General features: G+C 72.9%; 22 protein-coding genes. 13 read left to right on the plus strand and 9 right to left on the minus strand.

All coding sequences use genetic code 11. The features are described from left to right. Positions 1–535: 535 nt before the first annotated feature. Complete coding sequence (locus I3F58_RS12125) at positions 536–2,698, plus strand: SpoIIE family protein phosphatase (RefSeq protein ID WP_240108346.1); 2,163 nt, start codon at positions 536–538, stop codon at positions 2,696–2,698. A 281-nt stretch (positions 2,699–2,979) separates the two neighbouring features. Here I3F58_RS12125 and I3F58_RS12130 read toward each other — a convergent pair whose 3' ends face one another. From I3F58_RS12130 to I3F58_RS12140, 3 genes are all read right to left on the minus strand, one after another. Continuing rightward, positions 2,980–3,477 (minus strand): GNAT family N-acetyltransferase, encoded by a 498-nt coding sequence (locus I3F58_RS12130; RefSeq protein WP_240108347.1) that lies wholly within the window; start codon positions 3,475–3,477, stop codon positions 2,980–2,982. 366 nt (positions 3,478–3,843) lie between these two features. Further along, a complete protein-coding gene (locus tag I3F58_RS12135; protein WP_240108348.1) occupies positions 3,844–4,413 on the minus strand; it encodes an NADPH-dependent FMN reductase in 570 nt (189 codons plus the stop codon). Between the two features lie 118 nt (positions 4,414–4,531). Further along, entirely contained in the window at positions 4,532–5,170 is a 639-nt protein-coding gene (locus tag I3F58_RS12140; protein WP_240108349.1) for a hypothetical protein, read from the minus strand. 273 nt (positions 5,171–5,443) lie between these two features. Here I3F58_RS12140 and I3F58_RS12145 point away from each other — a divergent pair, with 273 nt between their 5' ends. After that, a complete protein-coding gene (locus I3F58_RS12145) occupies positions 5,444–6,103 on the plus strand; it encodes a DsbA family oxidoreductase (protein ID WP_240108350.1) in 660 nt (219 codons plus the stop codon). A 106-nt stretch (positions 6,104–6,209) separates the two neighbouring features. Here the strand turns inward: I3F58_RS12145 and I3F58_RS12150 are convergent, their stop codons facing one another. From I3F58_RS12150 to I3F58_RS12160, 3 genes are all read right to left on the minus strand, one after another. Continuing rightward, on the minus strand, positions 6,210–7,121 hold the full coding sequence (locus I3F58_RS12150) for an NADP-dependent oxidoreductase (protein WP_240108351.1): 912 nt from the start codon (positions 7,119–7,121) through the stop codon (positions 6,210–6,212). 57 nt (positions 7,122–7,178) lie between these two features. Next, positions 7,179–8,342: a glycosyltransferase gene (locus tag I3F58_RS12155; protein WP_240108352.1), complete on the minus strand. Its 1,164-nt coding sequence runs from the start codon at positions 8,340–8,342 to the stop codon at positions 7,179–7,181. A gap of 89 nt (positions 8,343–8,431) precedes the next feature. Next, positions 8,432–9,619: an MFS transporter gene (locus tag I3F58_RS12160; RefSeq protein ID WP_240108353.1), complete on the minus strand. Its 1,188-nt coding sequence runs from the start codon at positions 9,617–9,619 to the stop codon at positions 8,432–8,434. A gap of 521 nt (positions 9,620–10,140) precedes the next feature. Here I3F58_RS12160 and I3F58_RS12165 point away from each other — a divergent pair. The 10 genes from I3F58_RS12165 to I3F58_RS12210 all read left to right on the plus strand — a co-directional run bounded on the left by I3F58_RS12165 (position 10,141) and on the right by I3F58_RS12210 (position 20,543). After that, complete coding sequence (locus I3F58_RS12165; protein ID WP_240108354.1) at positions 10,141–10,884, plus strand: SDR family NAD(P)-dependent oxidoreductase; 744 nt, start codon at positions 10,141–10,143, stop codon at positions 10,882–10,884. A 13-nt stretch (positions 10,885–10,897) separates the two neighbouring features. Further along, positions 10,898–11,920 (plus strand): LLM class flavin-dependent oxidoreductase, encoded by a 1,023-nt coding sequence (locus tag I3F58_RS12170; RefSeq protein ID WP_240108355.1) that lies wholly within the window; start codon positions 10,898–10,900, stop codon positions 11,918–11,920. Then, the gene (locus I3F58_RS12175; protein WP_240108356.1) at positions 11,914–12,837 is read left to right on the plus strand and encodes an MBL fold metallo-hydrolase; all 924 of its coding nucleotides are present in this window, start codon (positions 11,914–11,916) and stop codon (positions 12,835–12,837) included. The genes I3F58_RS12170 and I3F58_RS12175 overlap by 7 nt, the downstream gene beginning before the upstream one ends. Before the next feature lie 63 nt (positions 12,838–12,900). Next, the gene (locus I3F58_RS12180) at positions 12,901–13,752 is read left to right on the plus strand and encodes an AfsR/SARP family transcriptional regulator (protein WP_240108357.1); all 852 of its coding nucleotides are present in this window, start codon (positions 12,901–12,903) and stop codon (positions 13,750–13,752) included. Between the two features lie 118 nt (positions 13,753–13,870). Further along, entirely contained in the window at positions 13,871–14,656 is a 786-nt protein-coding gene (gene fabG, locus I3F58_RS12185; protein WP_240108358.1) for a 3-oxoacyl-ACP reductase FabG, read from the plus strand. An 88-nt stretch (positions 14,657–14,744) separates the two neighbouring features. After that, the gene (locus I3F58_RS12190; RefSeq protein ID WP_240108359.1) at positions 14,745–16,010 is read left to right on the plus strand and encodes a beta-ketoacyl synthase; all 1,266 of its coding nucleotides are present in this window, start codon (positions 14,745–14,747) and stop codon (positions 16,008–16,010) included. Beyond that, a complete protein-coding gene (locus I3F58_RS12195) occupies positions 16,010–17,236 on the plus strand; it encodes a ketosynthase chain-length factor (RefSeq protein ID WP_240108360.1) in 1,227 nt (408 codons plus the stop codon). The genes I3F58_RS12190 and I3F58_RS12195 overlap by 1 nt, the downstream gene beginning before the upstream one ends. Positions 17,237–17,422: 186 nt before the next feature. Continuing rightward, positions 17,423–17,863, plus strand: a complete 441-nt coding sequence (locus I3F58_RS12200; protein ID WP_240108361.1) for a nuclear transport factor 2 family protein — start codon at positions 17,423–17,425, stop codon at positions 17,861–17,863. A 90-nt stretch (positions 17,864–17,953) separates the two neighbouring features. Beyond that, on the plus strand, positions 17,954–19,231 hold the full coding sequence (locus tag I3F58_RS12205) for a DUF6365 family protein (RefSeq protein WP_240108362.1): 1,278 nt from the start codon (positions 17,954–17,956) through the stop codon (positions 19,229–19,231). A gap of 151 nt (positions 19,232–19,382) precedes the next feature. Next, the gene (locus I3F58_RS12210; RefSeq protein ID WP_240108363.1) at positions 19,383–20,543 is read left to right on the plus strand and encodes a hydrolase; all 1,161 of its coding nucleotides are present in this window, start codon (positions 19,383–19,385) and stop codon (positions 20,541–20,543) included. Here the strand turns inward: I3F58_RS12210 and I3F58_RS12215 are convergent. Beyond that, on the minus strand, positions 20,532–21,332 hold the full coding sequence (locus tag I3F58_RS12215; RefSeq protein WP_240108364.1) for a response regulator transcription factor: 801 nt from the start codon (positions 21,330–21,332) through the stop codon (positions 20,532–20,534). The genes I3F58_RS12210 and I3F58_RS12215 overlap by 12 nt on opposite strands. Before the next feature lie 287 nt (positions 21,333–21,619). Here I3F58_RS12215 and I3F58_RS12220 point away from each other — a divergent pair, with 287 nt between their 5' ends. Further along, positions 21,620–22,006 (plus strand): GNAT family N-acetyltransferase, encoded by a 387-nt coding sequence (locus tag I3F58_RS12220; RefSeq protein WP_308354995.1) that lies wholly within the window; start codon positions 21,620–21,622, stop codon positions 22,004–22,006. A gap of 168 nt (positions 22,007–22,174) precedes the next feature. Here the strand turns inward: I3F58_RS12220 and I3F58_RS12225 are convergent, their stop codons facing one another. Further along, positions 22,175–23,221 carry a LacI family DNA-binding transcriptional regulator gene (locus I3F58_RS12225; protein WP_240108365.1) on the minus strand — a complete coding sequence of 349 codons (1,047 nt, stop codon included), beginning with the start codon at positions 23,219–23,221 and terminating at the stop codon, positions 22,175–22,177. A 441-nt stretch (positions 23,222–23,662) separates the two neighbouring features. Beyond that, on the minus strand, positions 23,663–25,132 hold the full coding sequence (locus tag I3F58_RS12230) for a cellulose binding domain-containing protein (RefSeq protein WP_240108366.1): 1,470 nt from the start codon (positions 25,130–25,132) through the stop codon (positions 23,663–23,665). Positions 25,133–25,240 lie beyond the last annotated feature (108 nt).

Genomic DNA, 25,240 nt, shown 5'->3' on the forward strand with positions numbered 1-25,240 from the left:
CCCCGTGATGCCGCCGCCCGGCCCGGAGTCGTACCCGCACCGGCCGTGTCCCGGCCAGGAACGCATGTGTGTCCTGGGGGACATGTGGTCGGCGGAACGCTTCGGCGGCCAAGACGGCGGTGCCGCCCTGTTCGCCCGCGCAGGTGGTACCACGCGTGCGGCGCACGGATATTCGCCCGGGCCGGCGAGGGGCGGCCCCGGAACAGCGCGCGGGCGTCTGCTGCCGCCGTCGGCCCCGCGCCATGGCCCGGTGACTCCCCCGGGCGGAACGGCACGATGACGGTCCGCAAACCGGTGGGCGCCGCCTTGTGCGAGGTGGCCGTGGCCTGCGGTGCGGGCGGCGGGTCCGCTGGGGACCGTCCGCGGAGGGTCCTCGCGCGGGCCGGGCACCTCCACCGCCGGCATGCGGCACACACCGGGCCTCCTCGACGCCCCTCACTCCTTGCCTGACGGGCCTCGCCGCCGACCGATCGCTCCCGCCGCGCCACACGACACCTCGGGCGTATCGTCCATGTATAAGCCGTAAGGAGGTGCGATGTCCGGATCTGGCGACCGCACCGACGACACCGCGCCGCTGGACGAGGCGCTGGTCGACACCGTGAGGCGCACCGGGGCCTCCGCCGGGGGCGTGTACGTGCTGGACGAGGCCGCGCCCGTGCTGGGTCTGGCGGTGATGTGCGGGGTTCCGGAGGAGGTGGCGTGGCCGTGGCGGCGGCTCGCGTTGAGCGACCCGGTCCCCGTGAGCGACGCGGTGCGCGAGGACCGGCTGGTGTGGGTGGGGTCCCAGGGCGACCTGGCACGCTCCTATCCGCGTGCGGCGGCGAGTCTGCCGTACCGGTTCTCGCTCGCCGCCGCCCCGCTGCCGGGTGCTGGCGGGTGCCGAGGGGCGCTGCTCCTGCTGTGGCCCGCCAGCCACCCCTCCCACGCCACCCCTCGCGAACGCGACCACATCACCTCCGCCGCGCGGCGTATCGCCCGGGTCCTGGACGACACCGCCGCTCCGGCCGTCGCACCCGACCGGCCCCGCCTCGTCCCGGCCGACGCGGCGGCCCGCCCGCACGCCGGGCAGTCGCCGCAGGCCGCCGTGGACTACGCCGAGCGCCTGCCCGAGGGAGCCGTCAGCCTGGACCTGGAGGGGCGGATCACCTTCCTGAACACGACCGCGGCGTCGCTGCTCGGCCTCGACGCCGGCCGGCTCCTGGGCACCCGGCCCTGGCAGTCCCTGCCCTGGCTGGACGACACGATCGCCGAGGACTACTACCGCACCGCCGTCATCAGCCGTGACCCGGTCGCCTTCTCCGCTCTGCGTCCGCCCGGCACCTGGCTGCGGTTCCACCTGTACCCGGACTCCGGCGGCATCAGCGTCCGCATCACCCGCACCACGGCCGCCGAGCGCAGCCGGACCGCCGCACCCGCCCGGGCGGCGCCGCTCACCGGTACCGTCTCCGCGGGCACCGCGCAGGCCGGGCGGCTGTACCAGCTGGTGCACCTGGCCGCCGCCCTGACCGAGGCGGTGGACGTCCACGATGTGGTCGAGCTCATCGCCCACCAGGTCCTGCCCGCCTTCGGCGCGGACGGCCTGGTGCTGTCCGCCGCCGACGCCGGCCGCCTGAGGATCACCGGGCACCACGGCTACGACCAGCAGACCATCGAACGCCTCGACGGCCTGCCCCTGGACACCGACGTCACGCCCGCCGGGCAGGTCCTCGCCGACGGCACACCGTCCTTCTTCGCCAGCCCCGACGAGATGGCCCGCCACTATCCGACCGCTCCGAAGATCAGCGCCAAGAAGGCCTGGGCGTTCCTCCCCCTCATCGTCTCCGGCCGACCCGTCGGCTGCTGCGTCCTCTCCTACAACCGGCCGCGTGTCTTCAGCGCCGACGAGCGCGCCGTCCTGACCTCCCTCGCCGGGCTGATCGCCCAGGCCCTGGACCGCGCCCGCCTGTACGACGCCACCCGCGATCTCGCGCGCGGCCTCCAGCAGGCCCTGCTGCCCCGCAGCCTGCCGGACCTGCCGGGCCTGGAGACCGCCGCCCGCTACCTGCCCGCCAGCCACGGGATGGAGATCGGCGGAGACTTCTACGACATCATCCGCGTGGACGCCGGCACCGCCGCGGCCGTCATCGGCGACGTCCAGGGCCACAACGTCGCAGCCGCCGCGCTCATGGGGCAGGTACGCACCGCCATCCACACCGCCGCGGGCGGCCCGCCGGACCAGGTCCTGGCCCGCACCAACCGCGTGCTGGCCGACCTGGAGACCGACCTGCTCGTCTCCTGCCTGTACGCACACATCGATCTCTCCCGGCAGGAGGCCGTCCTGGCCAGCGCGGGCCACCCGGCGCCCCTTCTTCACCGCCCCCCGCTGCCGCCTCACCTCATGGAGATCGACCCGGGCCCCCTGCTCGGCATCCCCGCCGACGTCCCCTATCCCGCCGCCGTCCTGCCTCTCACCCCTGGAACGACGCTCGCCCTCTACACCGACGGACTGGTGGAACGTCCCGGAACCGACATCGACCAGACCGCCCGCGAACTCGCCCGCCATCTCGCCGCGCCCGACGGGCAGAGCCTCGACCTCCTCATCGACAGCCTGCTGCACCACGCCCGGCCCACCGCCCACTACACGGACGACATCGCCTTGCTGCTGCTGCGCTGTGCCGACGGTCCGTGGTTCTCCGAGGACGTTGACGCGCGGCCCTGAACCGGCCGGAGCGGCCCCTTCCGGCCGACACGCCCCGGGTCCGGTGGGCACCCGGACGGGACGGGCGCGGGCGGCGGGGAGGCCTTCGTGATCCGCGCGGGCCGCCCGGCGGGCGGAGGGACCCGGGTGGTCTCTTCGCCCCTGCTCACCACGGGAACGTCCTTCGCCCGACCGTGACGACGGGCCCGCGAGAGAAGCACGCCCGCCCGCTGCCGAAGCCTCCCGCGTCGACGCGGGAGGCGTGGGGAGGAATGCGGGACCGTGGGCCCGCCGCGCGGCGCCTACGCCGACGGCGGCAGGTCCCGCTCCCCCACCACGTCGGGGCCGCTCGTCTCGCCCGTCAACGCGAAGCCGAGCTTCCGGTAGAACTCCTCGGGCCCGTTCTCGCCCTGCCTCCAGGTGACCGTGACCCGGGTGCCGCCCCGGCGCCGAAGCTCCTCCATGACGGCCTCCACCGCGAACCGCCCGTACCCGCGGCCCTGTTTCCCGGCCGCGATGTTGAGCCGCCACAGCCCACTGCGGGGACGGTCGTGGATGCTGCCGTCCTCGGTGAAGCGGACATCGAAGAAGGCCATCACGAATCCGACCGTCTCGTCCCCGTCCATGACGACCCGGGGCCAGGCCAGGTCCTGGTGGACGTACGCCTCGGCGAGGGACTCGGCCACCGGCGTCACGAACGCCTCCTGCTCCGGCGCGACCTGAATGCGGCAGGCCTCCGCGACGTTCTCCTCGGTGACCTTCTCCAGACGAAGCGGGCGGCGTACGGAACTCTCTGACATGCACCCGACCCTACCGGGGCGGGTGCGGTCCAGACATGACAGAGCGACCCCCCGCAGCCGTCACCCGTGCGCCCGGCGCCCCGCTCTGCGACGGCCCGGTGCACACGGCGCTCCGCGCGCAGGTCCGCCGTCCGCGCGTCCACGGACGCTGTACGTGCGGCCGCGGCACCGCCTGCTTCGGCCTCGGCACCGTCGTGGCCGCCCGGGCCCTGATGCACGCCGAAAACGGCGAGTGCCCCGGCGACGTGACGCTCTTCACCACGTCCGGCTGCCTGGCGTGGCTGGGGGTCTGCCCTGGAGCGACGACATCGGGGTCACCCTGTCCACGGCCCTTCAGGGGCCGGACGGCGCCGAGGGCCTGGCGGGCTACAGCGGCTGGAGTACGCGGTCGGCCGCGGCCATGAGGGCCGCGTCCACCAGGTCCTCGACGCGGGCGACGACGCCAGGGTCGGTGAACAGCCCCTCGGGGGTGCGCAGTCGCACCGCGTCGCCGATGGCGACACCGTCGTGGTCGATCGGCGCGGCCCCGCTGTTGAGCAGAATCCGGCGCAGGTGGGGCAGGACGTTCGCGCCGCCCTGCGGACCGGGCGAGGCGCTGAGGACCGCGGCGGGCAGCCCGGCGAGCGGAGCCCGGCGGCCGCCCCACGACAGCCAGTCCAGCGCGTTCTTGAGGACACCGGGGGGATAGCCGTTGTAGGCAGGGCTGCTGATGATCAGCGCGTCCGCGGCCGCGCAGTCGTCCAGCGCCCGCCGGAGCGCGCCGCTCTCGCGGGGTGCCGGGGTGTCCTCGTTGAAGAGGGGGAAGCTCTGCAGCGGTACGACGAAGGCCGCGTGACCGCCGCGGTGCCGCTCCACGACCCGGCGGACGGTGGCGAGAGCGGCGGAGTTGACCGACTCGCGCCGGAGGCTTCCGGACAGGAGCGCGATCTTGGCCATGCGGGATCCTCCTTGGCGCGGTACGACACGGGCACGGGCCCAAGCCGGGCCCGGGGCAGCGGGGCGGTGCGCCGGCTCGGGGCAGTCCGGCGCAACGCCCCGCGGGGCCACGGTGGGGTCAGCGGGTCCAGCCGACCTTGGTCGTGGACAGGACGACCGGCTTGGCCGGGTCCGGGTAGCACGGCAGGACGCCGACCTCGAAGGTGGTCGGGTCCTCGGCGGTCCAGCGGAAGCCCGGGTCGGACTGGCTGGTGCCGCCGACCGAGGTGTTCAGCACACCGCTGCCGGGGGCCCGCAGGTACACCTTCAGGTCCGGGAGGTCGTGGTCCTCACCGGCGGTGAAGGGGCCGCTCGCGTGGAGCGTCACGCGACCCGGGCTGAACTCCACACGCTGCTGGGAGTCGCCGAGGTTGGAGCCGCCGACCAGCTTGTAGCCCACGACCTGGGTCCCCGCCGGGAGGTTGTAGACCATCTTGACGTCCCACGCCTTGGTGTTGAACTCGGTGCGCGGGTTGATCGGCTCCGGGTCGAAGGTGATGGGGAAGATCTGGTAGGGGCGGACCGTATCGGGGGCCATCACCTCGAAGTCGCGGCTGTAGTTCAGCACGTACGTCTGGCCCTCGTACTCGACGGGGCACAGGTACGGAACGGTCGACGCGGCGGTGGCCGCGTGGGCGCTCGCCGGAATGGCCATCGTGGTGGAAGCAGCGAGGGCGGTGACGGCCAGGGCACGCGTCACGGAGCGCTTGATACGCAAGAGAACGTCTCCTAGTGAATGGGTCCTTCCGGACCCGGCGGGAAGTCGGTCGATCGGTCGCCGCCATGCTCGGAGCGTTCACCCCTCGCCGGCCTGCGTCCTCAGTTTCGGCCACCGGACTCAATCCACACTCAAGGCCGTGTCCAAATCCGCTCGCATGAAAGGGCGTTGACGTTGACTCCGTTGACCTCGACTGCAGTTGAGGTTGCAGAATTCCCGTAGTGCCTCTGCTTCTGCTTCTGCTTCCGCTGTTCCGAGAAGGGAATCCGTTCCATGCTGACTGTGGAGATCTGGTCCGACATCGTCTGCCCCTGGTGCTACCTCGGGAAGCGGCGCTGGGAGGACGCCCTGGCTCGCTTCCCCCACGCGGACGAGGTGACGACCCTGTGGCGGTCGTTCGAACTGCGGCCGAAGCAGCCGTCCGTGCCGGGCGACTCGCTGGAGGAGATGATGCGCCGCGACGGCCACACCCGTGAGGAGCTCGACGAGATCTTCCAGTGGATCGGCGGCCTCGGGAAGGACGTGGGCATCGAGCTGCGGCCCCGCGAGTACCGCCCGGTCAACTCCTTCGACGCCCACCGGCTGCTGTACCTGGCGCTCGACCACGGGCTGGTGCACGCCATGAAGGACCGGCTGCTGCGGGCGTACCACTCGGAGCTGCTGAACATCGCCGACCACGACGTCCTGCGGCGGCTGGCGGACGAGGCGGGTCTGCCGGCCGCCGACGTGGCCGAGGTGCTGGCGGGCGACAGGTACGCCGACCGGGTGCGCGGGGACGAGGACCGGGCGAGCGGCATCAAGGTCACGTCGGTGCCGTCGTTCGTGGTGGACGGCCGTGAGGCCGTGCACGGCATGGTCGACTCCGACGCGATGCTCGCCATGCTGCACCGGGAGTGGGAGCGGCACACCGCCACGGCCGTCACCGACCGCTGACCGCCGGCGGCCCCGGACAGCCGAGGGCCACGGAAGAACTGAACCGCCTGGTGCCCGGGACTCATGTCCCGGGCACCAGGCGGTTCCCGCGCTCCCGGCGGTGCGCTCAGTCGACGACGATGGCCAGCTTGCCCCGAACGTGCCGGGTCTCGACCTCGCGGTGCGCGTCGGCGGCCCGCTCCAGCGGGAAGGTCCGCGCGATCTCGATGTGCAGCTTGCCCGCGGCGTAGAGGTCGACGAGTGCCTGGAGGCGCTCGGTGGACCGCTGGCTGAAGAGCGCCATGATGCCGAGTTCCTCCACCCGCTCGAAGCCCACCAGGGTGCCGATCCGATCCCGGTTGTCCAGCAGCGCCACCGAGGCGTCGAGGGCCTCGCCGCCGGCGCCGTCGAGGATGGCAGTGACTCCCTGGGGCGCCAGCTCGCGGACCCGCTCGACGAGCCCCTCCCCGTACGCCACGGGCGTGGCGCCCAGCGAGCGAAGGTACTCGTGGTTGCGCGGGCTCGCCGTGCCGACGACCTTCGCGCCGTAGGCCCGGGCGAGCTGCACCGCGACAGTGCCGACGCCGCCGGCCGCGGCGTGGACCAGCAGGGTGTCGCCCTCACCGACCTTCAGCCGGTCCAGGGCCGTGTGCGCGGTCTGCCCGGACGCGGAGAGCACACCGGCCACGTCCCAGGGCATGCCGGCGGGCTTCTTCACGATCTGGTCCGTGGGGACCACCAGGTACTCGGCGTGGCAGGCCAGCAGGGCCCAGCCCAGGACCTCGCTGCCCACCGGGAACCCTTCGGCCCCCTCGCCGACCTGGTCGACGACGCCCGCGAACTCGTTACCGATCTTCTGCGGGAACTCCAGCGTCTGTCCCGGCGGCGCCCAGCCACCCCGGACGGCGCAGTCGGACGCCTGGATCCCGGCGGCCCTGACCCGGACCCGGACCTGTCCGGGACCGGCGACGGGGGTCTCGACCTCGAGCAGTTCGACCACTTCGGGACCGCCGAAGGAGTTGATCGCTGCAGCCTTCAAGGGAGTGCCTTTCGTTCGTTCTTACACAGAGAGGGGAGAGATAGAAGGAACCGGTGGTCACGGGCGGGCAGGCGCGGCCGGTTCGAGCCGGCCCTGCTCGGCCCGCCGCTCCAGCACGCGGACGACCTCCGCCGGGCTCGGCATCGCGGCCATCTCCTCGCGGAGTGCCTCCGCTCGCTCGCGGTACGAGAAGGTCCCCAGCACCTCCTGCACCGCGGCGGCGATGTTCTCGGCGGTGTCGTCCCCCGGCCGGATCATCTTCGAGGCGCCGAACTCGGTGAGCCGCGTGGAGTAGTCCACGACGTAGGGCAGGTACGGGATGAGGACCTGGGGCACGCCGTGCGCCATGCTGCCGAGCACCGTGTTCCCGCCGGCGTGGTTGACGACGACGTCGCAGGTCGGGGCCAGCACGTCCAGCGGCAGCCAGCCCGCGCGGATGTTCTCCGGGAGCGGCCCCAACTTGGCGGCCATGTCGTCCGGCGCGCCGACGAGCAGCTCGACGTCCAGGTGCTGGACCTTCTTCACCAGCGCGGCCAGCACGTCGAAGTAGTAGTCGGGGGTGATGCGGCTGCCCGCGGTCACCAGGACCCGGGGCCGGTCCCCCTTGGCGTACATCCACGGTTCGAGCTGCTTCGGCGTGGTGTACGGGACGTAGCGCATCGGCTGGGCGGGAGGCGCGTCCCAGAGCCGAAGGCTCGGCGGGCAGGTGTCGACGAACAGGTCGGCGCGCGGCATGTCGTACAGGCCGAGGCGCTCCAGCGTGAAGCCGAGCTCCGCCGCCGCGGCGAGGTCGATGGTGCGGGGCTCGCCCATGTCGACGGCGTGTTTGACGTACGGGACGCCGACGTGGGCTGCGATCAGCGGGGCGGCGAAGGCGAAGACACCGCCCACCACGATGTCGGGCCGCCAGCGGTCCACGAGGGGGAGGAGGCCCTCCATGCAGTTGGCGGCGTAGCGGCCGAAGCAGCGGCCGTTGAACAGGAAGCGCTCGTGCAGGTCCGTGGGGATGGGGATGCGGTTGCCGTCGTCGTCGAGCAGGGTGTCCATCATGGACGTGGCGGTCACGGGGACTCCGGGCAGGCCGGCGCGCGTGACGAGCGGCATGACGTCCTCGGGCCCGGCCATGAACACTTCGTGGCCCGCGTTTCGGGCGGCCTGGGCCAACGGGATGATCGAGAAGACCACGCCGGACGTGCCGCCGCAGACGAAGAGGATTCTCATGGCGCTGATCCTCCGCAGGGGATTTCGAGGCTGGCTCAAGACTGGTTCGAGAGGCGCCCGGAGACGGGCCCCGGCGTCGCCGTCGGGCTTCAGGCTCCTGCCTTGGGCGCGGACGGCACCGTGAGCGCCTCCTGTGCGGCCTGGGGCTCCTGCGCCGCGCCCTGGAGGCGCACGAAGAAGAGCGCGATCAGGACGAGTCCGGCGAGCGCCGCCGCCATCAGGAAGCCGCTGGTGATCGAGGTGGCGCCGACCAGCGGGCCGATGACAACGGGCGCCGAGAACTGGCCGGCGAAGTTGGCGGTGCCCGACAGCGCCATCGCCTGTCCCCGCATCGCGGCCGGCGAGGACTCACCGGTCAGCATGGCCAGGGCCGGTACGGAGATGCCGCTGCCCGCGCCGAACAGCACGGCCGACAGGGCGAGCAGGACGGGCTGGCTCACCAGGGCGCCCACCAGGAAGCCGAGGCCCCACAGGGCCAGAGCCATGCGCAGCAGCGCCGAGTAGCCGAGGTTCGCGCGCATCGTGCCGTAGAAGAATCCGGAGACACTGCCGGCGAGGGACACGCTGGCGGTGATGACCGCGATCGTGACCGGGTCGTCGATCCCGAGCTGGTCGAACCGCTGGGGCAGGAAGACGATCAGCACGTACAGCAGGAAGGACGCCAGGAAGGACAGGGCGTACAGGACGAGAAGGCGGGGTGTCGTGCGCAGCAGGGTGACGATGCCGCCGCGGTTGCCGGGGGCGGCCGGCGGGACGTTCGGCATCGTGATCAGCATGGCGATGCCGACGGGGATGCCGATGAGGTAGACGGCGAACGGGCCGTGCCAGGACAGCACGGCCAGCCCGCCGGCCAGCAGCGGCCAGACGACACCGCCGAGTCCGATGGCGGTGGAGCGCCACCCCGCGATCTTGTCCCGCTCGGGGCCCTGGAACAGCGCCATCAGTGCCACGGTCGTCCCGGTGAACACCGCGGCGGCGCCGATCCCGAAGAGGAACCGGCTGGCGATCAGCATCCCGTACGAGTCGGTGAACAGGCCGGCGCCGCCCGCGACGCCGTACAGGATCAGCCCGGCGGACATGGGGGTGCGCAACCCCCAGCGGTCGATCGTCCAGCCGACGACCGGGCTCACGACGGCGAGGGAGAGGCCGTGCGCGGTGAGGATCAGCCCGGCGGCGGTGCCGCTGACGTCCAGCGCCGTGCGGATCTCCGACACGACGGGCGCGAGGACCGTACCCGCCATCACCGTCAGGGTGGACGCGAGTAACAGGGCGGCCATGGTCATGCGACGACGGCCGTCACTCGGGAAGAGCGTAGGGGGGGCCAACGCGACCTCCAGGCAGGGCGGAAGGGAAGACGGGGCAGGGGTGCTGCCGGTGCACCCGCGGGACGCGGCGCTCGGGCAGCACCCATGCTTCAAGCTCAACTGCACTTGAGGTCAACACTGTTGGATGTGACCAGGGTCACGGTGTGTCGTCCCGGCCTCGCGGAGGGAGCAGCGAACCGGCACGAGCCTCGCGGACCTCGCTCGAGGGCGGCTCAACGCCCGGTCAACGCGCCGCCCGCGACCCGGGTGCGCGCGGAACTCCAATGCACTGCAAATCTTCCGCAACTCGGCTCCGACATGGACAAGTTGAGGTCAAGTCGGGTTGACCGTCCCAGAGCGCTCCACTTGCATCTCTTTCGACAGCCCCGGCGCTCCAGAGAAATGCCGGCACATAGGAGCCATAGCAGCCACCTGGTTCCGGCTGCTCACCGAACATCCCGGCGCGCTGCGGACAGATAATTGGAGGAGTATTCGTGACGGAAAACCGAGTCGCTCTGGTGACGGGGTCCTCTTCCGGAATCGGCGCCGCCATCGCCGCACGCCTCGCCGCGGAGGGAATGCGTCTCGTCATCAATTCATCGCGGTCTCCCGAGAAGGGCCGGGAACTCGCCGCCGAGCTGCCCGACGCGCACTACGTGCAGGCCGATGTCTCGGACGAGGCCGACGCCGTACGGCTCGTCGACGCAGTGATCGAGCGGTACGGCCGACTCGACGTCCTCGTCAACAGCGCCGGTGTCACCCAGGTCATTCCGCACGCCGACATCGCCGCGGTCACTCCCGAGGTGTGGCAGAGGATCCTCGGGGTCAACGTGATCGGCACCTGGCAGGTGATCCAGGCCGCCGCCCCCCACCTGGCCAAGGCCGAGTCCGGCGCGGGCAGCGTCGTCACCATCTCGTCCGTCGCGGGCAACCGCCCCGTCGGCAGCTCGATCCCGTACGCGGTCAGCAAGGCCGCGCTCGACCACATGACCCGGCTGCTCGCCGCCGCACTCGGCCCGCACATCCGCGTCAACTCCGTGGCCCCAGCGCTGACGGAGACCCCGTGGACCCGTGACAACCCGTTCTTCCAGAAGATCGCCGAGAAGGTACGGGAGGAGACACCGCTGCGCCGGGTCGGCACCGACGCCGACGTCGCCGAGGCGGTCCTGGCCGCGGTCCGCAACCCCCACATGACCGGCGCGGTCATACCGGTCGACGGCGGCGCCGCGCTGATCTGAGAGGCACACCGAGATGAAACTCGCAGTCAACCTGCTCGCCCGGGAGGCCGTACCGCTCGCCGAGGCCGCCGAGGAGCTCGGCTACGACCTGGCGCTCGCGCCGGAGGGCTACCGCAACGACGCCGTGAGCGTCCTGGGCCTGCTGGCGGGCCGGACCTCCCGCATCGGCCTGGGCTCCGCCGTCATGCAGATCCCCGCCCGCCCGCCGGCCTCCGCGGCGCTCACCGCGGCCACGCTCGACGCGCTCACCGCGGGCCGCTTCCGGCTCGGACTCGGCCTGTCCAACCCGGACGTCTCCGAGGGCTGGTACGGCGTGCCCTTCGACCGGCCGCTCATGCGCACCCGGGAGTACGTCGAGATCGTCCGCGCCGCCCTGCGCGGCGGCCCCGTCACCTATCAGGGCAAGCACTTCCGCCTGCCGCCGTCCGACCGGGCCGCCGCCCCGATCCACCTCTACACCGAGGGCCACCGCGCCGACCTGCCCGTCTACCTGGGAGCGGTCGGCCCCCGCAACCTCCAGCTCGCAGGCGAGATCGCGGACGGCTGGATCGGCGTGTTCACCTCACCCGACGGCATCCGGGACGCGGTGGCGGAGATCGCCAAGGGGCGGGCGGCCCGGGGGCTCGGACTCGACGGCTTCGAGGTCATGCCCTCCCTGCCGACAGCCGTCGCCGACCGGCTGGAGGACGCCGCGGACGAGCTGCGCGGCCAGTACTTCTACCTGATGGGCATCGGCGACACCGAGACCAACTTCTACTGCGCCCTCGCACGGCGCCTCGGCTTCGCCGACGACGTCGAGCGGATGACGGCCCACATGGCCGCCGGCGACCGCGCCGCCGCGCAGGCCGCCGTCCCCACCGAGTTCATCGACATGACCGGCCTCATCGGACCCGGGGCACGCATCGCCGAACGCATGAAGGAGTACGCCGCGGCCGGTGTGACGACGCTCAGCATCATGGTCTCCGCGGCCGCCACCACCCTCGAGGGCCGGCTGCGGATCCTGGAGACCTGCGCGAAGGCGGCCCGGTCATGGTGACGCGGTGGAGCACCGCCGACGCGCCCCACCTGCGCGAGGTCGCAGACGGCGTCCACGCCTACCTGCAGCCCGACGGCGGCTGGTGCCTGAACAACGCCGGCTTCGTGGTGTCCGACGGCAGCTCCCTGCTCGTGGACACCGCCGCCACCCAGGCGCGGGCCCTCGCCCTGAAGAAGGCCGTCGCCGCGGTCTCCCCGACGCCGCCCCGGTTCGTCGTCAACACCCACTCCCACGGCGACCACACCTTCGGCAACCACGTCTTCACGGACCACGCGGTCGTCGTGGCCCATGAGGAGACCCGCGCCGAGATGGACGCCGTCGGCCTCCACCTGACGACGCTGTGGCCGGAGGTCTCCTGGGGCGAGGTGTCCGTCGCCCTCCCCACCGTCACCTTCCGCGGCCGGCTCACCCTGCACATCGGTACGACACCGGTCGAGCTCGTCCCCATGGGACCGGCCCACACCGCCGTCGACACCGCCGTGTGGCTGCCGCGGCAGCGCGTGCTGTTCGCCGGGGACCTGCTGTTGTCCGGCGCCACCCCGTTCTGCCTCATGGGCTCGATCAGCGGGTCCCTGAAGGCGGTCGCCGAGATGCGGGCCCTGCGCCCCGAGGTGATCGTCGCTGGGCACGGACCGGTGGCGGGACCGGAGCTGCTGGACACCGCCGAGCGCTACTTCCACTGGCTGCGGGACACCGCCGACAAGGGTCTCGCCGCCGGACTGACCCCACTGGAGACGGCGCGCGAGGCCGACCTCGGCGAATGGGACGGCCTGCTCGACTCCGAACGGCTGGTCCCCAACCTGCACCGCGCCTACGCGGAGGCCCGCGGCGCCGCACCGGGCGCGCCGCTCGACATCAACGGCATGTTCTCGGACATGGTCCAGTACCACGGATCGCTGCCCGTGTGCCACGCCTGAGCCCCATCTGAGCCACATCCGAGGACAACCCCGACCGGGCGAGACCCCGAGGAGCCCCCCGCCATGCAGTTCAACATCATCGGCTCATTCGAGATCGTCGACGACAACGGCGCGGTCCACTCGCCGGGCATGCCCAAGGTCTGCCAGACCCTGGCCGTGCTCCTCACCCGGCCGGGCGAGATCGTCGGCTTCGACTGCCTCATCCAGGAACTCTGGGGCGACAACCCGCCCCGCCGCGCCACGACCACCTTCCAGACGTACATCTACTACGCCCGGCGGATGTTCGTGAACGAAGGCCTGGTCCCCGCCGACCGGCCCATCCTCACCACCCACGCCCAGGGCTACCTGCTCGACGTCCGGGAGGACCAGGTCGACATCAAGATCTTCGAGCGGCTGGTGTCCGACGGTCGCCGCGAGCTGGAGCACGGCGACCCGGCACACGCCCTGGACCTGCTGCACTCCGCCCTCGCCCTGTGGCGGGGCCCGGCGCTGGGCAGCATCCACGCCGGCCGCGTCCTCCAGGGTCGCGTCGCCTACCTGGAGGAACTGCGGCTGCGCGCGTACGAGCTGCGCATCGAGGCACAACTGCGCCTGGGACTGCACCGTGAGGCCATCCCCCAGCTCCGCGAACTGGTCAGCGCCCACCCCCTCAACGAGTGGTTCCACCACCACCTCATCCACGCCCTGCACCGGTCGGGCCGCCGCGCGGAAGCCCTGCAGGCGTACCAGAGCCTGCGCGGGATCCTCCGCGAGGAGCTGGGCGTCGAACCGTCCGCCGACCTCCAGGACCTCTACCTCGAACTGCTCGGCACCCGGCAGGAGCGCCGAGCCGTCGCCGGCCCGCGCGTCGCCCAGCTGCCCGCCCACCGGCCGCGCCCCGGTGCTGCAGCGCGCGGCCTCCTGAGCGCGTCTTGACTCGGCGTTGAAGCCCCGGCGCGACGCTGGCTCAGGTCGCCGGATCCCCGCGCCCTTCCTCTTTCCCCCTTTCCTCATCACCCCCTTCATCCGACTTCCCGTTACGGAGGACACAGCAATGGGCACACAGGACCGCCGGGTCGCACTGGTGACCGGAGCGACGAGCGGCATCGGCCTGGCCGTGGCCAGGAACCTCGCCAAGGGCGGCGCCCGCGTCTACCTTTGTGGCCGCGACGCGGCGCGGGTCGCCGGTACCGTCAAGGAACTCCGCGACGAGGGCCTCGACGTGGACGGCACCACCTGCGACGTCACCAGCCGCGCCGACGTCGAGCGGTTTGTCGCCGCCGCGATGGAGCGCTTCGGTGCGCCCGACATCCTCGTCAACAACGCCGGCCGCAACGGCGGCGGCGACGTCGCGGAGATGTCCGACGAGCTGTGGTACGACGTAATCAACACGAACCTCAACAGCGTCTTCCTGGTGACGCGCGAGGTCCTCAAGGCCGGCGGCATGCGCGACAAGGGCTGGGGCCGCATCATCAACATCGCCTCCACGGCCGGCAAGCAGGGCGCGGTCACCGCCGCCCTCTATTCCGCCTCCAAGCACGGCGTCGTCGGCTTCACCAAGGCGCTCGGGCTCGACCTCGCCAAGACCGGCATCACCGCCAACGCCGTCTGCCCCGGCTTCGTCGAGACCCCCATGGCCGAGCGGGTCCGCCACCACTACGCCGACATGTACGGCATCACGGTGGAGCAGGCCGCCGAGAAGGTCACCACCCGGGTGCCGATCGGGCGGTACGTCGACGTCGAGGAGGTCGCCGCGATGGTCGGCTACCTCGTCAGCGACGCGGCCGCAGCGGTCACCGCCCAGGCCCTCAACGTGTGCGGCGGGCTGGGCAACTACTGACCCACCCGGCGCTCCGGGGGCCGGCCGCCGCCGGCGGCACACGCCCCCGAAACAAGGAGCGCCCGACTACAGACGACAGGAGCCAGCCTTGAGCAGGCGAGTAGTGATCACCGGCATCGGCGTGCGCGCGCCGGGCGGGTCCGGCAAGAAGGAGTTCTGGGACCTGCTGACCGCCGGTCGCACGGCCACCCGCCGTATCTCCTTCTTCGACGCCTCGCCCTTCCGGTCGCAGGTGGCCGGCGAAGCCGACTTCCACCCCGAGGACGAAGGACTCACCCCCCGCGAGATCCGCAGGATGGACCGCTCCACCCAGTTCGCCGTGGCCTGCACCCGCGAGGCCGTGGCCGACAGCGGCCTGGAGTTCAGCGGGCGGGACCCGCACCGTATCGGCGTCAGCCTCGGCAGCGCCGTCGCCGCCGCGACCAGCCTGGAGAACGAGTACCAGGTGATGTCGGACCGCGGCCGGGACTGGGTGGTCTCCCCCGAGTACCTCTCCCCCCACATGTTCGACTACCTCACCCCCGGCGCCATGCCCGCCGAAGTCGCCTGGGCCGCCGGTGCCGAGGGCCCCGTGACCCTGGTGTCCGACGGCTGCACCTCCGGGCTCGACGCCGTCGGCCACGCCGTACAGCTCATCCGCGAGGGCTCCGCCGACGTGATGATCACCGGGGCGGCCGACACCCCCGTCTCCCCGATCGTCGTCGCCTGCTTCGACGCCATCAGGGCGACGACCACCCGCAACGACGACGCGGCCCGCGCCTCCCGCCCCTTCGACGCCACCCGAGACGGCTTCGTCCTCGCCGAGGGCGCCGCCGTGTTCGTCCTGGAGGAGTACGAGGCGGCCCGCCGCCGCGGCGCACCCGTCTACGCCGAGATCACCGGCTACGCCACGCGCTGCAACGCGTACCACATGACCGGTCTGAAGAAGGACGGCCGCGAGATGGCCGAGGCCATCCGCCACGCGCTGGACGAGTCCCAGATCGACCCCACGACCGTGGACTACGTCAACGCCCACGGCTCCGGCACCAAGCAGAACGACCGGCACGAGACCGCCGCGTTCAAGCGCAGCCTGGGGACACACGCGTACAAGGTGCCGGTCAGCTCCATCAAGTCCATGGTCGGGCACTCCCTCGGCGCCATCGGCTCCGTCGAGATCGCGGCCAGTGCCCTCGCCATCAAGTACAACGTCGTCCCGCCGACAGCCAACCTGCACCAGCCCGACCCCGAGTGCGACCTCGACTACGTGCCCCTGACGGCACGCGACCAGCGTGTGGACACCGTGCTGACCGTCGGGAGCGGTTTCGGAGGGTTCCAGAGCGCCATGGTTCTGCGCGCCCCGGAGGAAGTGAACTGATGACCACCCGCACAGCAGTGATTACCGGCCTCGGGATCGCCGCTCCCAACGGCCTCGGGATCGACACCTACTGGAAGTCCGTCCTCGGCGGCCACGGCGGCATCGGACCGGTGACCCGCTTCGACGCCTCAGGCTACCCGTCCCGGCTGGCCGGGCAGATCGACGACTTCGACGCCGAGGAGCACCTGCCGAGCCGGCTGCTGCCGCAGACCGACCGGTCCACGCAGCTCGCGTTCGCCGCCGCCGACTGGGCGGTCGACGACGCCGGCGTCGGTGTGGGCGACTTCCAGGACTACGACATGGGCGTGGTCACCGCCAACGCGCTCGGCGGCTTCGACTTCACCCACCAGGAGTTCCGCAAGCTGTGGCAGCAGGGGCCGCGGTACGTCAGCGTCTACGAGTCCTTCGCCTGGTTCTACGCCGTCAACACCGGCCAGATCTCCATCCGGCACAAGATGCGCGGCCCGAGCGCCGCCCTGGTCGCGGAGCAGGCCGCCGGCCTCGACGCGCTGGGCCACGCCCGCCGCACCATCCGCCGCGGCACGCAGCTCGTGGTCGCCGGCGGCGTGGACTCCGCGCTCGACCCCTGGGGCTACGTCTCGCAGCTGAGCGGCGGCCTCGTCACCACCGCCACCGACCCGGACCGCGCGTACCTGCCCTTCGACGCGCAGGCGTCCGGCTATGTGCCCGGCGAGGGCGGCGCGCTGCTCGTCGTCGAGGACAAGGGCAGCGCCCTGCGCCGGGGCGCCGAGCGCATCTACGGCGAACTCGCCGGCCACGCCGCCGGGTTCGACCCCGCGCCTGGATCGGGACGCCCGCCCGCCTTGGGCCGGGTCGCCGCCGCCGCTCTCGCGGACGCCGGGCTGACCCCCGGCGACATCGACGTGGTCTTCGCCGACGGCGCCGGCATACCGGACCTCGACGCGGCCGAGGCCGACGCGATCCGGGAGCTCTTCGGCCCGCTGGCCGTGCCGGTCACCGCGCCGAAGGCGCTCACCGGCCGACTGTACGGCGGGGGTGGCCCGCTGGACGTCGCCACCGCGCTGCTGGCGATCCGCGACGGGGTGATCCCGCCGACCCCCGGGGTGACGGACGTACCGGACCACTACGGCATCGACCTCGTCCGCGACGAGCCCCGCGAACACCCCGTGCGCCACGCACTGGTCCTGGCCCGCGGCCGCAGGGGCTTCAACTCGGCGGTCGTGGTCTCAGCGACGCCCCGCTGAGCCGCACGGGCTGCGCAAACCGCGCGAACTGCGGGACCGCACGGGCCGCGGGCCGGCGTGAGCTGCGGGGTCGTGTGTGCCTCGTGGGGTGCTGGGGCGTGGCGCGGCGGCCCGCTGGGCCGGGTTCGGCCGCACCCTCCGCCCCTTCGCTTTCCTCCCTTCCTACTCATCACCGGAGCTTCCGACATGACCATCGCCGCCCCCACCGCCTCCGCGGTGTCCACCGAGCTCTACACCCGGGTCCAGCACTTCTACGCGCACCAGATGCAGCACCTGGACGCCGGGCGCTTCGAGGACTACGTCGCCACCTTCACCGAGGACGGCGAGTTCCAGCACTCCCCGAGCGCCGAACCGGCCGTGACCCGGCCGGCGATCCTCAACGAGCTGATCGAGTTCCACCGGCGCTTCGACAACGACCCCGTCCAGCGGCGCCACTGGTTCAACCACATAGCCCTGGAGCCCCGGCAGGACGGCAGCATCCGCTCCACGGTGTACGCCCTGGTCGTAACGACCCGCCCCGGCGGCAAGCCCGACCTGGCGCCCAGTTGCGTCGTCCACGACGTCCTGGTCGACGGCCCTGAAGGCCTCCAGATGAAGTCCCGCACGGTGAGCCACGACCAGCTCTGAGGACGCGGACGACGACGCCCGGGCCCGGCCCGGGCGTCGTACCACCGCTCTCGCAGAGACATAGAGACGGACGCAGACCGGAGAGACCCCATGCGACTGCTCTTCATGTCCTCGCTCGCGCTCACCCTGCACGAGACGAGGATGGGCGTCGACCTCGCCGACCAGCTGGCGCCGGCCGGGGTGACGAGCCACTTCGTGATCGACGCCTACAACGAGGACCAGCTGCGGCACACGGCCCACACGTACACCACCGTCACCTCGGCGCTGGGATCCCGGGTCCGTGACGACGTCGCGGACGTGGTGCGGGAGTTCCGCCCCGACGCCCTCGTGCTGTGCGACTACACCGCCCACTGGATGACCCATGTGATCAGTTACGACACCGATCCCTGGTACGTCGAGGACTTCGGCGTCCCGGTCATCCCCATCGACCTGTACGACCTGACGCGCACCGGGCGCGAGGTGGAGATCCTCGGCAGGACGATGCAGGTCAGCGACCGCATCCTGGACATGCCCGCCCACCTGTGGCCGGTGCCGGGCGTCCGCCCGCACGCCGACCCCGACGGGCCCGCGCTGCCCTACCGGGCCGACCCCACCGTGACGCCGCTGTCCCGTGACGCCCGGCGCGAGGTGCGGCGGTCCCTGGGCGTGGCCGACGGCGACCGCCTGCTGGCGATCCCGGCGCTGCCGTGGCAGCACCTGATGCAGACCCGAGCCGGGCCGGCCACGAGGGCGCTGGCCGGCCGGGTGCCGGAGCTGGTGGCCCACTACCTGTCCAAGCTGCCGAAGGAGACGCGGTTCCTGTTCGTCGGGCCCGTCTTCGACGGCTTCGAGAGCCTGCCCGCCGACCGGGTCGTGCGGCGGCCCACGTACACGTCACGCGAGTACACCGATCTCCTCGGCGCGTCGGACGGCGTGATGTCCCTGTTCCTGCCGTCCTTCGCGCTCGAACGGGCCATCCTGGCGGACGTTCCCGGCCTGTTCACCCTCAACAGCTTCGCGATCGACGCAGGCGCGACGGGCACCGGGGCCGGGGAACTGGAGGAGGCGTTCGGCGGCCTGTCCCCCGAGGTCCGCGCGTGGCTGGCCAGCCACCCGGGCCCGATCCCGCCGTTCCACATGTGGCCGCTGCGGTGGACCGGCGTCGTCGGGCCGCTGCTGGAGGACAACCCTTTCACGGACACCGCGCTGCGGACCGAGCTGTTCGACGAGGAGTCCGTGGTGGCGGGCGTCGAGGCCGTGCTGTACGACCCGGTGGTCCGGGACACGCTGGCCGCGGGCCGGGCCGCCTTCCGGGACGCGCTGGACCGCCTGCCGCCGACCGCGGAGGTCTTCATGACGGCCGCCGAGAGGGCGGGCGCACGAGGCTGACCCCTCGCGGCCCCGCCCGTGCCGCCCGCCACGGCGACGTCCGCGAGGCCGGACCACCGGAGCCACCCCGAGAGAGCGCCCCCGAGCCGGCAGGCCGGGAGGCGCCCCCGGACCAGCCTGACCCATACGTATACGTACGCAGGAGTTCTCCGTGACCGTCGTCGCAGCAGAGACAACATCCACATCGCCCCTGGTCGCCGCCGCCCGTGCGGCCGTGCCCCTCGTGGCCCGGCACGCCGCCGCGGCGGACACCAGCCGCGACCTGCACCCCGAGGTGATCGCCGCGATCGTCGACGCGGGCTTCACCCGCCACTTCTCCCCCCTGAGCCCGGGCGGCGCGTCCCGCACGGCCGACGCCGGCTTCGCCGAGATCACGCAGGCCACCGCCGCCCTGGGCGAGGGCTGCGCCTCCGCCGCGTGGGTGGCCTCGGTGACGGCCGCCGCAGGCCGGCTGACCGGCTTCCTGCCCCGGGCAGGGCAGGAGGAGGTGTGGGCGAAGGGCGCCGGGACCGTCGTCGCCGCCGGGCTCATCCCGGCCGGGACCGCCACCCCGGTGCCGGGCGGCTGGACCGTGTCGGGCAGCTGGCCCTACGTCAGCGGCGTCGGCTTCGCCCACTGGGTCCTGCTCGCGGCCCGTACGGAGACGGCGGGCGGGACGGAGATCCGGCTGTTCGCCGTGCCCACGACGGATGTCGCGGTCGAGGACACCTGGTTCACCCTGGGCATGCGGGGCACGGGCAGCAACACCGCGGCGGTGGACGGAGTCATGGTCCCGCAGGAGCGCTCGGTGCCGCTCGCCGCAGCGGTGACGGGCCGGCCCGTCGAGGCCTCCGCGGCGCCGTGCCACCGGCTGCCGCTCAAGGCGGTCAACGGCCTGTCCCTGACGGCCCCGCTCCTCGGAACGGCCAGGGGCGCGGTGCGCCGCTGGACGGAACTGGCCGGAGCCAGGCTGTCGGGCGCGCCCGCCGGGGTGTCCGGTGCCACCGACCAGGGGACGTACGAGCAGATCCTCGCGCGGTCGGACGGCGAGGTCGAACTGGCCGCCCTGGCGCTGGACCGGGTGGCCCGCGCGGCCGACTCCGGCTCGGTCACCGAGGCCGGCACGGCGCGCGCCGTGCGGGACTGCGCCCTCGCCGCCGAGATCCTCGCCACGGCCGTGGACCGCCTGCTGCGGAGCGCGGGGACGCGCGCGCACGCCGAGCAGGAGGAGCTGCAGCGCCGCTGGCGCGACGTGACCTGCGGCGCGGGGCACAACGCTCTGCAGTTCTCCCCGGCGGCCCAGCTGCACGCCCGCACCGTGCTAGGAGGGTGACGGCTGGGGCTGCCCCAGCCGGAAGCCGACCCCGCGGACCGTGACGATCCAGGCGCTCGACCCGAGCTTGCCGCGCACGTTGCTGACGTGGGTGTCGATGGTCCGCCCCGGCCGCGACACCGAGCCGTCCCACACCTGGGAGATCAGCTGCCTGCGGGAGACGACTCTGTCCGGCTGCGCCGCGAGCAGGTACAGCAGGTCGAACTCCTTGCGGGTCATCTCGACGGGGCGGCCGTCCAGCACCACCTCTCTGGACCCGGCGTCGATACGCAGCGGGCCGCGGGTGACGACCCGGGCGCGCGGCTGCCGCGGCCTGGCGCGCCGCAGGATCGCCTCCATGCGGGCCGTCAGCTCACGGAATCCGCACGTCCTGGTGACGCAGTCGTCGGCGCCGGCCTGGAGACAGAGGACCCGGTCGAGTTCGGAGTCCTGGGCGGAGACAGCGATGACAGGTGTCTGGCAGGTGGCCCGGATGCCACGGCAGACTTCAAGGCCGTCCAGATCGGGCAGGTCGAGGTCCAGCAGGACCAGGTCGGCTCCCCGGTGCGCCCGGAGAGCCTCCGCGCCGGTCGCCACGCTCTCCGCGGTGTAGCCGTGCCGGCGCAGCCCCTGCACCAGGGATCCTGCGGCACGCGCCCCGCCGCCGTCCACCACGAGCACCCGCGGACCGTCACGCCGCGGCGGCACCGGAACGACGCGCGACCGTGGCCCGTCCTGCTGATGGCGCTTGAGCGAGTAGGTCGACTGCGGCTGATCAGGCCGGTGGAGTAAGTCGGTCGCACCCTTCATGGTTCCCCCCTGGGAGCAGGCGTATAGAGCAAGAATGAAACCGCACAGTCGGTTTGTCAACATTTAACAGTCCGGCACCACGGGAGAACCCCGCGACAGCAGGAGACAGCCGCACCGGGATCCGCCCGTGCCGAAGAGCACCCCCGTCCGGAGAAGGTCACCCCGGACAACCTCCTGAAGGCATGCGCCGTCCAAGTGGCCTCCCACCAGCAGAAGTTCGCCTCGCCGGTGGCCACGTCCCTCGCGGAGGCGTACGTCCACGGGACATCGCCCGGCCCCGCGTCATCATGGACGGCGACGCACTGGTCGGCTTCGTCATGGCCTTCTTCGACGTGCCGTTCACCGAGAACAGCCACCACGACCGCCCGCGCGACGGCCTGTGGCGCCTCGACATCACGGAAGCCCACCAGGGCAAGGGGTACGGCCGGTTCGCCGTGGAGGCGGTCGGCGACGAGATCCGCCGCCGCGGCGGCACCCGCGTCACGGTCACCTGGCAGCAGGGCGAGGGCGGCCCCGAGGACTTCTACCGCGAACCGGGCTTCGAGCCGACGGGCGGGACGAGCGACGACGAGCCGGCGGGTGAGATGGGCCTGCCCCCGTCGCCCCGACCTCGCCGGTATCCACTTCTCGCCCGGCGGGAACGGCCCTGCCGTGGCGCCATGGCGGCGACCTAGCCGCCCACGTCGACTGACCGCCGGCCCGGCCCTCCCTGTCCGACGCACAGCCCCCGCGGAAGGGCGGTTGCAGCCCGGCGGGTGCTCAGCAGCGCCGCACGAACCGCGCCGCGCCGATGGCGTGCCGGGCGGCCGTGTCGCGCGGGCGGGCGCGCGCTCCGGTTCGGGTCAGCTTGACCCGCGGACCACCAGTGAGGTCGGCAGCACCAGTTGGCTCGGGTCCTGGGGCGTCGTGGCCGCGATCTCCTGGAGCAGCGCCCGGGCCATGACGCGGCCCATCTCCTCGACCGGCTGCCGCACGCTCGTCAGCGGCGGCTCCATGTGGCGGGCCACCACCGAGTCGTCCACCCCGACCAGTGCCACGTCCTCCGGCACCCGGCGCCCCGCCTCCCGCAGCGCGGACCGCGCGCCCGCCGCCATCACGTCCGACGCGGCGAACACCGCGTCCAGGCCCGGGCGGCGCACCAGCAGCGTGCGCATCGCGGCGCGACCGCCCTCCTCCGTGGAGTCGGCCGACACGATCAGATCCTCGTCCGCCGGAAGCCCCGCCGCCGCCAGGCCCTGCCGGTAGCCGTCCAGGCGGCAGCGCGCCACATACATGTCCTGCGGCCCCGCGATCGTGGCGATACCGCGCCGCCCACGGCCCGCCAGGTGGTCCACCGCCGAGCGGCCCGCGCCCACGTTGTCCGAGTCCACGTACGCCACCGGCTCCGCCTCCGAACGGCGCCCGTGCAGGATCACCGGGATGCCCAGGTCCCGTACCGCCTCCGGCAGCGGATCGTCCGCGTGGACGAAGGCCAGCAGCACACCGTCCACCCGCTGCGCCGCCAGCTGCTGTTCGAAGAGCTGCCGCTGCTGCTGCGACCGGATCAGCGTGAGCAGCAACTGCTTGTCGGAGTCGGCCAGTTCCGCGCTCACGCCGCGGATCAGGTCCAGGAGGTACGACTCGGCGGACAGCCGGGCCCCCGTCTCCGGGATCACCAGCGCCACCGCGTCCGTCCGGGCTCCGGCCAGCGCACGGGCGGCGCGGTCCGGGACGTACCCCAGCTCGGCGACCGCCCGCACGACGGCGGCCTTGGCGCGGGCGCTCACCCGGGGCGAGCCGTTGACGACCCGGGACACCGTGCCCCGGCCCACCCCCGCGCGCGCGGCGACCTCCTCCAGCGTGGGCCTGCCTGTGCGCCGCCCGTTCGTCTGCCGTCCGTTCACCGCCATGCCGCATCGCCTCCCCGGCCTGTTCCCGTTCAACCTACAACTTCGGCGCCTGCCCTGGGAGCGCTCCCAGAACGCTCGGAGCGACGGGCCGGGGCCCCCGTGAGCGAGGGCCGGCCGCGGCGGAACTCCTGGGGCCTGAGGGGACCACTTCGCGCGGACCTGCGGGGACGGGAGGCGGTCCGGGGCGGTGCCGCCGGGCTGCGGGAGCAGGGTCCGGACGGCGAAGTCGGCCGGGCGACGCGGGGCGGGGGGCTCCACCCCGGACCGTCCGACGGGCGGCGCGCGTCCCTTCCCGGAGCCGGAGGGGCCCGCCCCCGGACGCCGCGTCGCGGCTGAAGGCCGGCCGGCAGGCGGGCCGGCCTTCAGCCGCTCCGGCCTCCGAGGAGCGGGTGAGGCGGGAATGCGCCTGCCCGCTCGCCCCCGGCCGGCCTGCCTGTGCGCCTACCTGTACGCCGCGAAGGCCCGCGTGAACGCCAGCGGCTCCTGCAGGATCGAACTGCACGTCGCGTCGGCCCGGTTCACCGCCCCGTCGGCGCACTGCTTGTCACGGGTGGACGACCACATGGACAGCCACCCCAGGTTCTTCCGCTTCGCGAAGTCGACGAGCCGGCTGGCGTCGTCCGCCCGGAAGACCTCGACCGTGACGTCGTTGACACCGATCATCGGTGTGACCGCGACGGCCTTCCACGCGTCCGCGTCGGACAGTCCGAGCACGCCCTTGATCTGCGCCTGCGTCGCGGTCGCAGCCTGGATCGCGTAGGTGCCCATGTCACCGCTGTAGGCGGGTCCGTAGTCCATCGCCATGATGTTGACGGCATCGATCCGGACGCCGTTCCGCTTGGCGTCGGCCAGCAGGTCGACCCCCGCCTGGGTGAGCCCCTCGGGCATCACCGGAAGCGTGAAGGACACGTCCAGGCCGGGGTGGGCCTTCTGGAGCGCGGCGACGGCCTGGGCGCGGCGTGAGTTGGCGGCGGTGTCGGGGAGGGCGGCGCCCTCGATGTCGAAGTCGACCCTGGTCAGCTCGTACTGGTCGACGACCCTCCCGTACGCGGCCGTGAGCGCCTCGGGTGTCGCGCAGTTGAGCGCCAGCTCGCGTCCGGCGGCCCCGCCGAACGACACCCGAACGTCGCCGCCCTCGGCGCGCAGGGCGCCGATCTGGGCGGCCACCCTGTCGCTCGCCAGGTCGGTGACGCCGCCCCAGCGAGGCTCGCAGCCGCCGCCCGCCGTGACGAAGGCCAGGTTGAAGTCCTTCACCCCGGTCCTGGCAGCGGTGTCGAGCAGGTCGTAGGCGGGGTAGAGGGAGGTGTCGACGTACGGGGCGAAACGCCCGCCCGCCGACGGCGTCCCGGTCGGGGCGGGCTTCGTCACGCTCGGCGTCGGGGTGGCCGTGACGGTCTGCGAGGGCGACGGCGCCCCGCTCACGGTCGGGCTCGGGGGCGTGGGCTCCGTGGGGCGGCCGGTCGGCCGCGGGGTCGCGCCGCCCTCGGCGGAGCACCTGACCTGGTTCACCAGGCACCCGGCCGGGTCGCCCGCACCGCCGGACGTGACGAAGCCGACCGTCACCGACGCGCCCGGCGCCAGCTCCCTGTTCCAGTTCGCGGGCTTCACGGTGACGTGCCGGCCGTCCACCGTGTGCTCGCCGTTCCAGAGGGACGCGATCCGGGTCCCGGCGGGGAGGTCGAACTCCAGGGTCCAGCCGGAGCGTGCGGCGCCGGTCGTGTTGGTGATTACGTACTGACCGGTGTAACCGCCGTCCCAGGAGCTGGCCCTGGTGTACGCGGCGCTCACAGCCGCGGCCTGAGCGGTGCCGGTGAACGCGAAGGCCGCGCCTCCGGCGACCGCCGCCGCGACCAGCGCGCCGATCGCCTTGGCCCGGCCGCTCGCGCGGCGGCGGTGCGTTGCTGTGCCCATGGGTGTGCCTGCCTCGTGTGGGGTGGGGGGTGGTGAGGCAGGACGCTAGCGCGCCGGAATCAGGCAAACCGCCCCATCCGGACGGCCGTTGTCGATCTTAGGGCGCCC

This window comes from Streptomyces sp. MUM 203J, from assembly GCF_022414595.1.
Taxonomy (GTDB): domain Bacteria; phylum Actinomycetota; class Actinomycetes; order Streptomycetales; family Streptomycetaceae; genus Streptomyces.